The 15,257-nt window shown below is 35.5% G+C and carries 13 protein-coding genes; all 13 read right to left on the reverse strand.

What is annotated here, in order from left to right; translation table 11 throughout:
• Window positions 1-14: 14 nt before the first annotated feature.
• On the reverse strand, window positions 15-1,076 hold the full coding sequence (locus AC1DYB_RS17575) for a glycosyltransferase (protein WP_477436882.1): 1,062 nt from the start codon (window positions 1,074-1,076) through the stop codon (window positions 15-17).
• A 29-nt stretch (window positions 1,077-1,105) separates the two neighbouring features.
• The gene (locus AC1DYB_RS17580; RefSeq protein WP_477398899.1) at window positions 1,106-2,116 is read right to left on the reverse strand and encodes an O-antigen ligase family protein; all 1,011 of its coding nucleotides are present in this window, start codon (window positions 2,114-2,116) and stop codon (window positions 1,106-1,108) included.
• 230 nt (window positions 2,117-2,346) lie between these two features.
• Window positions 2,347-2,940 (reverse strand): sugar transferase, encoded by a 594-nt coding sequence (locus tag AC1DYB_RS17585; RefSeq protein WP_477436885.1) that lies wholly within the window; start codon window positions 2,938-2,940, stop codon window positions 2,347-2,349.
• A gap of 31 nt (window positions 2,941-2,971) precedes the next feature.
• Window positions 2,972-4,216 carry a DegT/DnrJ/EryC1/StrS family aminotransferase gene (locus AC1DYB_RS17590; RefSeq protein WP_477436887.1) on the reverse strand — a complete coding sequence of 415 codons (1,245 nt, stop codon included), beginning with the start codon at window positions 4,214-4,216 and terminating at the stop codon, window positions 2,972-2,974.
• Window positions 4,217-4,296: 80 nt separating this feature from the next.
• Complete coding sequence (locus tag AC1DYB_RS17595; protein ID WP_295713822.1) at window positions 4,297-5,058, reverse strand: DUF2334 domain-containing protein; 762 nt, start codon at window positions 5,056-5,058, stop codon at window positions 4,297-4,299.
• A gap of 10 nt (window positions 5,059-5,068) precedes the next feature.
• Window positions 5,069-6,241 (reverse strand): glycosyltransferase, encoded by a 1,173-nt coding sequence (locus tag AC1DYB_RS17600; protein WP_477436890.1) that lies wholly within the window; start codon window positions 6,239-6,241, stop codon window positions 5,069-5,071.
• A 28-nt stretch (window positions 6,242-6,269) separates the two neighbouring features.
• Window positions 6,270-7,127, reverse strand: a complete 858-nt coding sequence (locus AC1DYB_RS17605; protein WP_477436892.1) for a glycosyltransferase family 2 protein — start codon at window positions 7,125-7,127, stop codon at window positions 6,270-6,272.
• Entirely contained in the window at window positions 7,124-8,293 is a 1,170-nt protein-coding gene (locus AC1DYB_RS17610; protein ID WP_477436894.1) for a DegT/DnrJ/EryC1/StrS family aminotransferase, read from the reverse strand. Before AC1DYB_RS17610 ends, AC1DYB_RS17605 begins: the two co-directional genes overlap by 4 nt.
• On the reverse strand, window positions 8,290-9,729 hold the full coding sequence (locus tag AC1DYB_RS17615) for a lipopolysaccharide biosynthesis protein (protein ID WP_477436896.1): 1,440 nt from the start codon (window positions 9,727-9,729) through the stop codon (window positions 8,290-8,292). The genes AC1DYB_RS17610 and AC1DYB_RS17615 overlap by 4 nt, the downstream gene beginning before the upstream one ends.
• Before the next feature lie 7 nt (window positions 9,730-9,736).
• A complete protein-coding gene (locus tag AC1DYB_RS17620) occupies window positions 9,737-11,035 on the reverse strand; it encodes a nucleotide sugar dehydrogenase (protein ID WP_477436898.1) in 1,299 nt (432 codons plus the stop codon).
• Window positions 11,025-11,588 (reverse strand): UpxY family transcription antiterminator, encoded by a 564-nt coding sequence (locus AC1DYB_RS17625; protein ID WP_477399472.1) that lies wholly within the window; start codon window positions 11,586-11,588, stop codon window positions 11,025-11,027. Before AC1DYB_RS17625 ends, AC1DYB_RS17620 begins: the two co-directional genes overlap by 11 nt.
• A gap of 400 nt (window positions 11,589-11,988) precedes the next feature.
• Window positions 11,989-14,043, reverse strand: a complete 2,055-nt coding sequence (locus tag AC1DYB_RS17630) for a GumC family protein (protein WP_295713804.1) — start codon at window positions 14,041-14,043, stop codon at window positions 11,989-11,991.
• 297 nt (window positions 14,044-14,340) lie between these two features.
• The gene (locus tag AC1DYB_RS17635; RefSeq protein ID WP_295713801.1) at window positions 14,341-15,087 is read right to left on the reverse strand and encodes a polysaccharide biosynthesis/export family protein; all 747 of its coding nucleotides are present in this window, start codon (window positions 15,085-15,087) and stop codon (window positions 14,341-14,343) included.
• Between the last annotated feature and the right edge of the window lie 170 nt (window positions 15,088-15,257).

Consider the following 15,257-nt stretch of genomic DNA (forward strand, 5'->3'; position numbering starts at 1 on the left):
AGTTAATATTTATATTATCTTAATAGAAGCGTTTCATACGCCTGCCCTATTTTATCCAATGCGAACCGGTTTATTATATCGGCTTTAATTTTATCATGCTCCCATGTTTGATTGCATGCACGGATAATTTGTCTTTTTAACTTAACTACATCATTTTGTTCGGCAACAAAACCATTAAAACCTTCCTTAATTAATTCATCAACACCGCCAACTCTAAAGGTTACTACCGGTACTCCTACAGATAGTGATTCAAGTACAACATTTGGAAATCCTTCGGTAAACGAACTCAAAACCAATAAATCATGTTGAGATATTTTTAAAGCAACATTATTTATATTGCCGGTAAAAAACACTCTGCTTTCCAAATCATTGGTGCTTACTTGAGCCTTCAGAACATTCATCAGCGGGCCATCACCGATAATTGTTAACACATAATTTTGAGGTAATGATTTTATAACGTCCAACAATCTAAACAACCCTTTTTCCCTTGAAAGACGACTAACAACAACTAATCGTTTTAAACCAGATATACTTCGATGATCTTTTAAAATACAGGATTGATTAACCGGGTTATGAATAACTATTAACTTACCCAGGCTAATGGAATACAGTTTGGCAATTGACTGGCGCATTTCTTCTGACTGGCAGACAATAAAATCAAACTTGAAAAATAAGAATTTGCTAAAAAAATTAAAGAACCGAGCCTTAAAACCATAAAACTCTCTCATTTGCTTAGGGTTATTAGATGCCCTTGCTATTAAATGGGGTAGCTTTATAAAACAAGCTATCATTGCTATTAATATATTAATATGATCTGTTGTTGAAAAAACAGCATAGGGTTTTTCAACTTTAAAAAGGTTATATAGCTTAAAAAATGACCTGGAGGCTCTTATTGTTTTAAGATCAATAAACCTAACACCATCTATATCAGTTGAATAACAACGATTACTACCATTTAAAAAAACGACAGATACGTCATACTCTTCTTTGTTAAAATATTGTGAAAGCAGCCAATAAACGCGCTCGGATCCACCAGCTCCAAGGGAGCCAACAATCAGAAATAACTTCTTTTTCATAATAACAAAATGATAAGGTTAAAGTATTCTTAAGGTCTTGATTCTATAATATCTATGGTATCTTTTTGAGGCTGGTAGATATTATTATATTGAAGTATAGCGAAATACAGAAATATTGTAGGCCCATCAACACTCATCAGCCATCCATTATGTGATAGCGCATTAAGCGAAACCGCGATAAAGGCGAAAAACAGGGCCAAATACAAAGCATTGTTTTTATAACGGATATTTTTTATTGTTTGAAAAAACAGCCGGGCTATCCTGTAATAGATAGCGCCTAATAATCCAAGTCCTAAAAACGGCCCCAGGTATGTTATAAACATTAAATATGCATTATGTGAAGACAACCCGAAAGTGAATAATGGGTTTCTATAAGTTACATCATCCCAAGTTTTTCCGTAAAATATAAGGCCAAAGGGATAATCAGCAAAGATTTTAAGATTTTCGGCAGCAAGATTTGCCCGGTTATATTCGTTAGCTTCTTTAGCCTGATTTTTGGATAGGATATTGTTCTTCTCATCCATATTTCCTTTTAACACATAAGTGTAAACCGCAAAACCGATGGCTATAGTGAATACAACAAGAAGCACTGCTTTATAACGGTAATAAATAAATAGAAATATTACGACAGCTCCACCAAAACTTACAAATGCAGACCGATTCATGCCCAGGTATATGCAAATAAGGCAAGCACCAAGCACAAGTGCTTTTAGTATTATATTTTGTTTGAATGTGCATGCCGCAACAAAAACAAAAACAGTAAAAGCAGCAACCTGGTATCCAAAAGTAAACTGGGTTATTGACAACCCCGATGGTGCTTGCTTAACTTGTTCATCGAGCATTCTACTTCTTAAAGGGTCAATTATGGACGAATAGCTATGATCTAAAACCATAATTACCATGGAGAGCATCAACAGGGCAAAAAAAATATACACTGATACATTAAAACGCTGTTTACTTAAGCCAATGAAATAATTAAAATATATAGCGCATGTTCCTATGGTAACGAAAACCGCAAAAAAAGCTTTGTAATCTCCCATTCCAACTATAAAATATAAGAATAGAGATATTGCGAATACCACCATTTCATAGTAGTAACTGAATTTTTGTACTGGTTTTTGCAGAAAAAAAATCAATAACAAACAAAATATAAGGGGTGCAGGTATCCTTAATAAATCTGTCATAAAAATGCCAAAGGCAAGCGTATACAGATAGAATACAATAACACCAGTAACAAAAAACTTTTTAAGTAGCATAAACAGTTATAGCTTTATTTAAACAGTTTCTTGAATGTGTAGAAAATTATTTTTGCGTCCATCCAAAAATTACGATTATCTATATATTCCAGGTTTTGACTGATTTTAGAAGGTATTATTTTATTAATATAGAGTTCTTCCGGGTTGATAGAATTTGCAAGTAATTCATTTTCATTGAAGTACTTAATAGAAGCCCAGTCAGTTATTCCAGGTTTAATGCTCAATACCCTAAGCTGATTTTCTGTATATAATTGTACATACTTTTGCACTTCAGGCCGTGGCCCCACAAAACTCATATCGCCAATAAGCACATTAAACAATTGAGGCAATTCATCAAGTTTGTATTTCCTGAGCCAATATCCAACCGGGGTAATTCTGTAATCATTGTAGCCAATTGTTAATAGCCCCATCCTATCGGAATTGAGGTACATGGTTCTGAATTTATAAAGTTTAAATTCAGTTCCATTTTTCCCCACCCTGTTTTGCAAATAGATAACGCCTCCTTTTGAGTTAAGCGAAACAATAATTGCTATTACCAAAAACAAAGGCGTTAGCAGCAATATTATTACAATTGCAAAAACCACATCAAAAAATCTTTTTAAGATCATTTTATTTTTGTGAAACTTTTAAAATCCAACGTTACATTTCAATAGTTATCGACTCCTTTGAATATGCCAATTGCTTATTAACAGCGCCTACTACTGTTTCTATAATAAAATCTACCTCACTATTATTCAATTGCGGATAGATGGGCAGTGAAATTTCGTGGGCATATTGCAAATAAGCAGAGGGGTAATCGTTAATCTGGTAGCCTAAACTTTTAAATAGTGTTAGCATTGGTAAGGGTATAAAATGAACATTAACTGCCACACCTTTACTTGTAATATCATCAATGATCTTGTCTCGTTGAACCTCTGATATACCCCTAATTCTTAATGCAAACACATGGTATGATGATTCGCGAGCCTCATCTATTAGCGGGGGAGCTATAAACCAACTCATTTTTTTAAAGCCTTTACAATACTTTAACGCAATAAGTTTTCGAAGCGGAAGAAGTTCAGGTAAATACTTCCTGATTTGTGCTAATCCAATTGCGGCGCAGATATCTGGCATGTTAATTTTTAATCCCTGGAAAAGAATATCGTATTTCCATCCGCCACCAATTGATTTTGCAAAAGCATCTTTTGTTTGTCCGTTTAAAGTGTACATTTTTAAATAGCGATACTCTGCAGCTACATCAAAATTTGGAGGCAGGTTTAAACATATACACCCGCCTTCTGCTGTTGTTATATTTTTAACCGCATGGAAAGAAAATATGGCTATGTCGCTTTTTTTTGCAGCCGCAACACCATTTATTGTTGCGCCCAGCGAGTGAGCTGCATCTGCAATTAAAAGTATCCTGCCCAAGTCTCTTTGTTTCTCAGAGTTGGCTATAAACAGATCGTTAATTTCGGGCCTGCAGATAACCTCATTCAGTTGTTCATAATCACAAGGCCATCCGGCAAAATCAACAGCAATAATTGCTTTTGTTTTGGAAGTAATAGCATTGAGCACTGCCTGGGGCGATATGCAAAAATCGTCATCAACATCAACAATAACCGGCACAGCACCGCAATGCAATACACACATGGCGGTAGCGCAATAAGTATAAGCTGGTATTATTACCTCATCCCCTTCCTTTATCCCAAACCATTTTAGCATCAGTATAGCTCCAGATGTCCACGAATTAACACATATGGCTGCATCTGATGATGTAAATTGTACCATTTCATTTTCAAGCGCTACAACCTTTGGCCCGGTAGTAAGCCATTTTGAATTAAGCGTATCAACAACTTCATTAATTACAGATTGATCAATATAAGGTGGAGAAAATGGAATTTTCATTGTGTTATGTTAAATAAATAAAAAATTGAATTGGATTATTTAAATGAATGTAAACGGGGCAGCTAAAGATTCAAAAATGGTTAGGCCGGTATTTTTTCAAAGAAGGATATGATATCATTAATAAAATCGCGCCCGAGGCGTTTGTAAATGCAATATTTTTCCATGAGGTTGTCTTTCCATGTGAAATTGCCAAATGATAAATCATCGAGAGAGACAAAATTTTCATGATAAATAGCTAAAAAAATTTCGAGCTCATGAAAAGTTTTATTACTACAGGTTTCCGGATGATAATTAAAAGTCCATGTGTTTTTAGTTTTAGGTTCAACCTCCGACAACTGTACCGGGATCCAGTTGAAACCAAATCTTATATAAGGAGATTTTAACAAACCATCGCTTATGATTTTTATATCGGTATATTTATTTAGGGCCAAAAGTGTATTACGATCAAATGTATGCGCAGGAGCAATAAACAATGATGAGTGAATACCTTCTCTTTTAAAAATGGCGGCAGCGGCTTTTATTTTTTCTTCCTGGATATGAAATGGCAACCCGGCAAATTCTGATCTTTTGTTGATCTTAAGTAATCCCGAATTATGGTTTACATAACAGTGGTCAAATCCGTGCATACCTATTATATAGCCTTTCTTTTGAAGATCACGAACCAGTTGCCAGTAATTAGGGTTTAAATCACCACAGATTTTTAATTTAGGATCCTGATTATCCGGGATCACAGCGATTATGGGTTTTATATTATACTTGTCGAACAAGTTAAAGAAACGCTCCCATTTTGCTAAATCATTTGTTGGACACAAATCATCTAAACGAATTAAATACTGTAGCATATTAATAAAATTAATGTAAGTTAATGTCGATCAGAACTTTAGGTATGTACACAGGCGGATCATCTATATTACTCATAACCAAATTCTCCCAATCTTTAAATATTTTTTCAGGATTATTGGTGTTGATAATATTTCTTGCCTCCATACCAAGGCTGTTTTTTAATACTGAATTGTTAACTAAATCCTTGATAGCTGCTGTTAAGCCGAAAATTGATTCCTTTTGTACTAAAATACCGTTTACATCATTTGTAATAATTTCTGAAGGCCCAAAATCACAATCAAAAGCAATACATGGGCATCCAAAACTCATTGCCTCCACCAATGCATTGGGGTACCCCTCGTTTCTTGATGGTAAAACAAATATTTCTGCCTGGCTGTAATAATCCTGCAGGTTGGTTTTTGAACCTGGCAGTATAACTTTTTCAGTCAACTCCATATTATGAATCTGGCAAACAAGGTTAACCCTTTCCTCTCCTTCTCCAATTATAAGTAAGTCTACATCATCTAAATTTGCATTACTATAAGCTGTAATCAGCATATCAAAGCCTTTAACACGTGTTAACCGGCCCACTGCTAAAATAAATCTTCTATTATGTACACTGTTGGTTGAACCCGACTTAAATGCGGTAACAGCATTTGTAATTCTGTGTATATTGGTAAGTTTTTTAAATGATTTATTTTCAAGTAAACAATCTTCAACTCCTTTGGCGCTAACTACAACAGCTGCAGCCTTTTTATAAATACTTGCTGCCAAGTGCTTATGAAAATAACTGAATTGGTTTACACTGCGGCTTGGCGACGTTCTCTCAGAAACGATATAGGGTGTACGTGTAAAGTTACATGCAATGCCAGTCCAGATATTTGCCGAAGTAATAAATGATATAACGCAAACGGGTTTCTCTTTCCGAAGCAATGTTACCAATCTATAAAAAGTTTTTCCTATGTATAAAACCCTGTACCCCAACAAATTTTTATGGCGTTTTAATATAAACACCACTTTTACGCCAGGATCAATTGCATAAGCCGGTATATCGTCATTTAAAGAAATAATTACAGATTGAAAATTTAATTGATTAAAATGGTTAGCCAGGGATATTAATACCCTTTCGGCTCCCCCGCCCATTAATGAGGGTATTACAAAGAATAGCCGGGGCTTTTCGTGCAAAGCTGAGTTTTTTTTCATAACTGTTTTGTAGCTTTTAATTATAGGCTTAAAGCAAATATTTAACAGTTTGATATGCTTTGCGTACTTGCATATTACGCAACTCAAATAATAAATATCTTCTTATATAAAGCAGCAACAATTTTTTTCTTTGAAATGCAGGGTATGTAAAATATTTAATAATCAGGTTAAAATCACTTATCATCCTTTCCGTTCTTACCTTTGTATTGATCATACTCCATATTCCACCTTCATGATTCCGGTAACAGCTCATTATCTCAGGCATAACATAAATTTTTTGGCCTGTAAGATGGGTGGCATAGAGTTTAAAAATTTTATCCCCGGCATAACAATTAAAAAACCACGGGTTTAAAAATAATTTATATAGATCAGGTAAGTTTCGATATAAAACGGTAGCAGTTTTTGTTTCCTCCTGCTTACCGGCCAGTAGATCATAGTAAGTATGTATTAAAGGTATTGGTTTAGGATTTTCATAAAGCGTTTTATTGAGGGCATTTACAACCCGCGTATAATGGCAGCATATTATATAATCGAGGTTGCTTTCTAAAAAAGAAACTTGTTTTTGTAATTTATAGTTATCAGTCCAATAATCATCACCCTCACAAAGCGCTATATATTTTCCTTTACATAATTTAGTACAATTAATTAAATTATAATGAATACCCAAATTTTGGGGAGACGAAACAATTTTTATTTTATCAGGGTATTTAGCGGAAAACAGCTTAACAATTTCAAGTGTGTTATCGGTAGAACAGTCATTACCTACTATAATTTCAAACTTAAAGTTTGTTTGTTGTAGCATGAAACTGTTTAGGGCCTGGGAAATAAACTTTTCATGGTTATAAGTGATGCAGCAAATGCTGACCATTATTTCAGCATCATTCATATAGTGCCATTTTTTTCGTTGATCTCCAATTCAATTTTACCGGCTATTGCATTCCCAAAATGATTTTTTTTGTGCTGACCTTTATCGTCAAAATTCTGAACCCTAAGCAGTAACCGGCAAATAAGATCAAGATCTGGCAATGTTAATGTATGATATAAAGGAAGGCATACTATCCTGGAAGCAATAGAGTCACAAACAGGCATTTCCACCTTGTTTACATATGGTAAGCTTGATAGTGATGGATAAAAATACCGGCGGCAATATATTTGTGCCAACTCCAGCTTGGCTTTACTTTCATTCATCAAATCCTCGGTGTTAAAAAGCACAGGAAAATATGCATAGTTGTAATCTTGTTTATTTTCCAGCTTCTGAAATTTCACGTCGAGGTTACTCAAACGCAGCATATATTGTTCTGATAAATACTTCCTCTTTTTTAGTATTTCATCAGCATGGCGCAGGTTACACAGCCCCATAGCAGCATGAAATTCGCAATTTTTAGCATTTATGCCTGCTTCAGAAAAACTATCTACCCCAGAATAGCCAAAATTGCGCATCAACGCCATTTTCCTTAGAAGCTCCGGATCCTGTGTAAATACAGCTCCCCCTTCTATCGTGTGAAATAATTTGGTTGAATGAAAGCTGGTAGTACTAATGTCTCCGTATTCAAACACCGACCTATTGTTGTAAAAAGTACCAAAACAATGAGCAGCATCGTAGATAACCTTTAATCCATACTTATCGGCAATTTTTTGTATGGCCGTAATATCGCAGGGGTTTCCAAAAACATGTGTTGCCAGTATAGCCGAGGTTTTTGGCGTAATAGCTGCTTCTATTTTAGCCGGATCAATATTAAACGTTTCAGGATCTATATCTGTAAATACAGGTGTACACCCTTGCCATACTATACTACTTGTTGTTGCCACAAATGAAAAGGGTGTGGTGATAATTTCACCGCTTAAATTAAGCGCCCTAATAGCCAATTGTAAGGCTACCGTTCCGTTTGAAACAAATAATAAATGATTAACTCCTAAGTATTCTTTTAATTTTAGTTCAAGCGTATTTACCAAAGGGCCATTATTTGTAAGCCATTGTCTTTCCCAAATACTCTTAACATAATTATCGAATTCAGTTTCTGCAGGCAGAAAAGGTTTGGTTACAGGTATCATTTTTTTAGGATTAATTGGTTAAAATCTTTAATTGCAGACAGCTTTACTAAAAGGCCAGCGCCATAATAAACTCCAAAATAAAATATGCTTATTATGCCAATTTGCATAAACGCAGGGGTATAAAGATTAATTAATAGGATATTAAGCAGGTAACAACTAACACCTATGGTGCTTGATATTGCCAGGATAGGAAATATATCTTCAATTTGCTCCTTTACTGGATATGAAATTAACCGGCCACTGTACATTGAGTTGATATAGTACGCTACGAAATTGAAGAACAACTGAAAATATAACAAACCATATATCCCAAATGGAATAAATATTAGAATACCTATTACACTTATCGCCTTTTTTATAACTTCTAATTTTAAAAACAATGAGGCTTTACCCATTACTTTTAAAATATTTAAGTTGTATGAATGCAGCGGATACATTATTCCACAAATACATAAGATTTGAAAATAGGGAACCGCAGGTAACCACTTATCAGTAAGTAAAATATGAAACAACGGTTGAGCTATTACACAAAGAAAAGTTAAAGCCGGAGCATTCCAGAAAATAACTTGTTGCATTAACTTCTTATAAACATTTTTTAACTGCACCGCATCATGTGCTATCTCGGCAAACATTGGATACGTAACCTTATTAATGGCTGCCGATATATTGCTTATAGGCAATTGACTAATGGAATCAGCGCGGGAATAAAAACCAAGCTGTGCTGCTGAGAAATATTTTCCGATGATAATTAAATAAAGGTTTTGATATATGGTATCTATAAGCCCAGACACCGTCATTTTGTAACCAAAATTAATATGCTTTTTAAAAATCTCTTTATCAAATATCAACCCAGGTCGCCAGGATGAATAAACCCAGTGAAAAGCCGTTGATAAAAATGAGTTACATAATCCCATCCATACCAGGGCCCATACACCATATCCTAGTTTTGCAAGCACAATACCCAAAATCCCACCTCCAATAGCTGCAGGTACCTGGATATTAGTTTGAAGTTTAAACTTCATATCCTTTATTAGTAAAGTGCTTTGTACTCCAAAAAATGCGTTTATAATTAAAATAAGACCATAAACGCGCACAACTGCCTTTAATATTGGTTGATTATAAAAATCTGAGATCAACGGAGCAAACAAAAAAAGTAACGCATATAACAGGGTACTACCAGCCAGGTTAAAATAAAATACCGTTGAGAAATCCCTATGATCTGCGTTTGGCGTGCGGATTAACGAAGCCGTTAAGCCACTATCCAGCAAGGAGTTTCCAATTGCTATAAAAATAGACAGCATAGCAATTAAACCAAATTGTGATGGCTCCAGGATACGCGCAAGGAAGATAGATATACCAAACCCCACTACCTTTGAGCTAATTTGTTGCGACAAAGACCACAATATGCCCGAAACAGCTCTTTCTTTATAATTCATATGGTTTTTACAAGCGGGCGTTTACAATGTTATCAGGTAAAAATGCTTTCAAATCATAAAGCACCGTATGTGGTTTACAAAGATCTTTAAGGTTCATCTCTTTAAATTCATCATGGGCAACGGCAAGTAAAATTCCGTCATAGGTCCTTTCTTTGGATTCTCCGTTTTCACATATTACGCCATATGCACGTTTCGCTTGTTCGGCATTAGCCCAGGGGTCATGGATGTGCACCTTCACTTTATACTCTTCCAGGCGCCGAACAATGTCTATTACACGTGTATTCCTAACATCCGGGCAATTTTCCTTGAAGGTAAAACCAAGCACCAATACTTCAGCATTGATCAAAGATGTACCCCTGCAGGTTATTTGCTTTATAAACTGATCTGCAACATATGCCCCCATGGAATCATTTATACGACGACCTGCCAAAATAATTTCCGGGTGATAGCCTGCCTCCTGTGCCTTTTGTGCCAGGTAATAAGGGTCAACACCGATGCAATGCCCCCCAACAAGTCCTGGCCTAAAATTTAAAAAGTTCCATTTTGTACCAGCGGCCTCCAATACCTTATGCGTATCAATTCCGAGCCTATTAAATATCATCGCAAGCTCATTTACGAATGCAATATTGATATCCCGCTGTGCATTTTCTATAACTTTTGCCGCCTCAGCAACTTTTATTGAATCTGCTTTAAATGTACCGGCTGTTATTACAGATTTATAAAGCGCATCTACAATATCTGCAGTCTCAGGTGTTGATCCCGAGGTTATTTTACGAATATTGGCAACAGTGTGGTATTTATCTCCAGGGTTGATCCTTTCAGGCGAATAACCGGCAAAAAAGTCAACATTAAACCGGAGGTTAGAGGTTTTTTCCAATACAGGCATGCATTCATCCTCCGTAACTCCAGGATAAACAGTTGATTCATAAACAACTATATCTCCTTTTTTTAATACTTTACCAATTAACAGGCTGGCATTTATTAAGGGGCTTAAATCCGGTCGATTATTTTTATCAACTGGGGTAGGAACTGTTACGATATACACAGAGCAGGCTCTTAACTTTTCAATCTCATCGGTAAAATATAAACCCACCGGAGTTGTACAAACCGGCGTAGTTACTGCCTGCAATTGCTCTTCACTAATTTCAAGGGTGTGATCAACGCCTTGCCGAAGTTGATTGATCCGGTTTATATTAATATCGAACCCAAATACTTTGTATTTCTTTGCAAATTCAACAGCCAATGGCAAGCCCACATAGCCAAGGCCTATAATTCCGATTTTAGGTTTAGAATGTTCAATTTTCATGATTATTGTTTAAGTCTTGAATTGTTAAATTTTGAAGGGCCACACGCGTTACCAATGCACAATTGATAGTGTCAAATACCATTAGCACATTTTTGCCTTGTATTTGAATTACCTTACCCAGCTGATTTGTAAGTGCCCCATTTTTTATTTTCACGGTATCGCCTACTGCTACACCCTGCAGATTCACAATTTCTAAATCTTTATAATTGGCCAGGTTAATTTTTATTTCTTCAATAATGCTGTTCCTAACAACAGCAGGTTTGCCCATGTAATAAACATAACCCATAACACCCAATGTGTAAAGAACATTGGCTTGGTCATATAAATCAACATTAACAAATATGTAAGAGTTAAATAGAGGAAGGCTTACCTCCTTTTTTCGATCGGCCCATTGATTTACCACCTCCCTTAGCGGGCAATAAGATTCAATACCCCGTTGCTTTAAAAGTTTGTCAACCTTTTTTTCCCATCTGGGTCTTGTATATATAACAAGCCATTTCTTTTCATGCAAGTTTAACATGGGATTTTTGATTAAATTTAATTGAGGTTCCATAAAAAGTGTTTTAGCTGACTATTTTATATGATCATTTTATGGCTTCGCCATCTCACTTACATAATGTAATTGGGGAGTATTTACTTACTTCTTTTAAAAGAAGCTTAAAAAGGAGGTAATGAATGAAAATGTATTTACAAACAGTACTTTATAACACAACAACACTGGTAATCTGGTGCCTATATAAGCATATATGGCTTCGCCACTCCACTTACATGGCTTTTATTCTTAAAAAAACTTATTTTATTTTGTAACAGAAGGTATTCTCTTGACAGTTTATGGCTTCGCCATCTCACTTACATAGCGCTTTATTGAAGTACAAACCATCAAATAGTATCACACCGAATAACACATTCACTCCTGTGCTATTAAGCTTGCACAATTAAAAATTATTATATACCTAAGAACCATACACAGGTGCATATCCATAACCGCCATAAGTATATGCTGCGCGGTTCTCTCTTTTTGCATCGTTAAATACAACCATTAGGTTTTTTAATTTCTCGTTATCATAAATATCCCTTAGGATATCTAATTGCTCTGTACTTGTATAATTGTAACGTACAATGAAAATGCTGAGATCTGCATATTTAGCCAGGCCGAAGGCATCAGAAACCGCGCCTACGGGTGATGTATCAATGATGATATAATCAAATTGAGTATTACACCAGTTAAAAAGTAAATCAATGCGATGATCCAATAGTAGCTCAGCCGGATTTTTTGGCATTCTTCCGCATCCTAAGACAAACAAATTTCCTGACTCGCCATACGGCTGTATACAATCCAATAATGAATCGGTATCTCCTTCAAGAAAATCTGTGATACCCATTTTTTGTTCAATTCCAACTGATTTAAGCAAATCTGGTTTGCGCAAATCAAACTCCATGATTAACACTTTTTTATTCATTAGCGAAAGGGTCAGTGCTAAGTTGATACTAAAGAAAGTTTTACCCTCTCCTTTCATACATGAGGTAACCAGGATGTTTTTTTGTGGTAGTCCCTGGTTCAATATCCCTAAGTTGCTACGGATATATCTAAACAATTCTGAAATAACTGTTGTGCTCCCTTTATGTATAGCCACCGGGCTTTGAAGTTGATCGTTATGACACAGTTCCCCTAATACTCTTACCCCTTTTATGTTTAATAAATTGGATGTATTTCTGACTTTTGAGTTTAGTTTTTGCGACATGAAAATTGAGAAACCCGGAACCAACAGCCCAACAATGCTACCAATCAAATACATCAGTTGTTGCTTGGGAAATTCTGGAATTGGGTCATATGCCGGCTTATCAATTATCTGCGCTGATGGAATTGTTGCAGACAGAGATAAGGCTGTCTCTTCTCTTTTCTGTAATAAGTATTGGTATAGGTTAGTTTTCACGCTTTGTTCTCTGCCCCGTTGCAAAAGACCTCTTTCAAGTGTTGGCACTGAACGTATCTTAGAGTCATACTCCGCCGAGTTTTGTTTAAGGAGTTTATGCCCAATTACAAAGCCTTTTTTAATGTTACTTAAGTTCTCCTTTATATTTTCACGCAGGCTTGCTATCTGACTGCTTAAATTTTGAATTAAAGGGTTGCTGAGGTTTGCACTGTTCAACATCCTGTTTCTTTCAATCTGAAGATCGTTAAAACGGCTTACCAATGTGTTCAAAACCGGATCCTTGAGCCCCATTGTACTTGGTATAGCGTTGTATTGGTTACCAGGTTGGTTTAAATAGGATTCTATAGATTTTACAATACCTAATTCCGTGCTTGACTCTTCAAGCAATTGAGTATACTCCGCAGACTTTGTTAAATTAACTTGTGTGCCTGCGCCTATCTCAGAAGCGCCATTTTGTTGTTTATATGCTTCTATATCTCCTTCCGTAGAAGACAAATCTTGTTCCATTGTCTTAAGCCTTTTATCAATGAACACGATGGTATTAACAGCTATAATATTTTTTTTCTGTACGTTTTCGGCATTGTACGTGTTAATCATATTAGTTAAAATATCAATGCCTCTTTGTGGCACCGCATCAACAATACTTAATATCACTGTATTTGACTCTTTGATAACAGGGTTCACCTGCAATAAACCTGCACTGTAGGCAGCTGCCAATTTTCTTATATTTTTAAACTTGATAGATACAATCGGCTCGCCTGTAAAATTAGCCGGCCCTTTATCTACTTTAAATACATAATCAGCATGTTGAATCATCTGGCCATATCTGTATATCCAGCTCATTTTACCTTCTGTAAGTAAAAATGTTGTATGTGAATATGTTTGAAGCTGAAGCTTTTTCAGATATGCATTTTTACTTATTTTATTTACCGTCACAATAAATGGCAGTTCATCTCCATACAATTCATCCGTTTTATACCCACTCTCATCAAAATAAGCAACTTCCAGGTTTAGCTTTTTAAATACGCTATATATTAAATCCTTTGAGCGCAAAACCTCCATTTCATTATCCACGGTTTTAGTTTCCTGGAACATATTAAGGTCGCTAAAAGCAGTAGCCTTAAGCAGGCTCCCGTCGCCTTTCTTATCATCTGGAATTTGAAGGGTGCTGGTGATCTTGTACAAAGGTGTAACATAATTTAAATACAACCACACGGCTAATAAACTGATCAACAAACCTGCAACAAGCCAATACCAGCGTTTTATATAAGGCATGGCATTATCCATAAAGCTATTACCAGGTAAGGATTGTTTTAAAGTAAAATTCGCGTCCATGTTAACGATCTTTAACATTATGAAACAGTTATATATTTATCTTTTTAAAAGTACTGCAGCCAAAACCGCAAGTGCAGAAATAGAGGCTATAACAACAGGCAATAACCGCGTATTTTGACTATATTCTACGGCTTTTGATCTATCTGGCTCTACATAAACTATATCATTTTGCTTTAGGTTGAAATAGGGTGAATTCATTGACTCCAGCTTATTAAGATTTAGCCTTGTCATTGATTTATTGCCCCCCTCATTACGTATAATCAAAACATTTTCTCTTTTACCGTACACGGTCATGTCGCCGGCAAGCCCCAGGGCCTCTAATAAGTTTACCTTTTCATCGCTTATAATAAAGGTTGATGGTTTATTAACTTCCCCAATCACAGTTACTTTAAAATTGATAAGCCTTACATCTACAACCGGACTTTTAACGTGTTTTTTCAATTCCAGGGCTATTGCAGTTTGTGCTTCTTCAACGTTCATCCCTTCAATTTTAAACTCCCCTATAAGTGGTAATTGAATAGCGCCGTCTGTATTTACTTTATATCCTACCTCTTTGCCCAGTTGAGCATTAGGCATTGAGAAAAGCTTATTAGATTCTTCGCTTAGGCTGTTTACTGATACACTTACAATATCATTTTTATGTATCCGAACTTCTTGTTGTGCTTGTGAATTATTAACAACTGTTGCGTTTGCCATGTTACTAAAATATACGAGATCGCGTCTTGCTGCGCAGCTTGTAATTAACATTAACGGTATTACACAAATAGCTAAAATTACTTTCATGATTATCGGTTTAAAGGAAACAGATTATATTTTCGACCTGTTTTATGAATCAAATTTATCTATTTGAACTCCAATTGAATACCGTTTTTTCCGATTGAAATTAAATTGTAAAATGGTTGTATTCACTTCACATAAAGTGTAAAGTTGCCTATAACATGATTTACAAACCC

This window comes from Mucilaginibacter sp. P2_A4 (genome assembly GCF_056405015.1).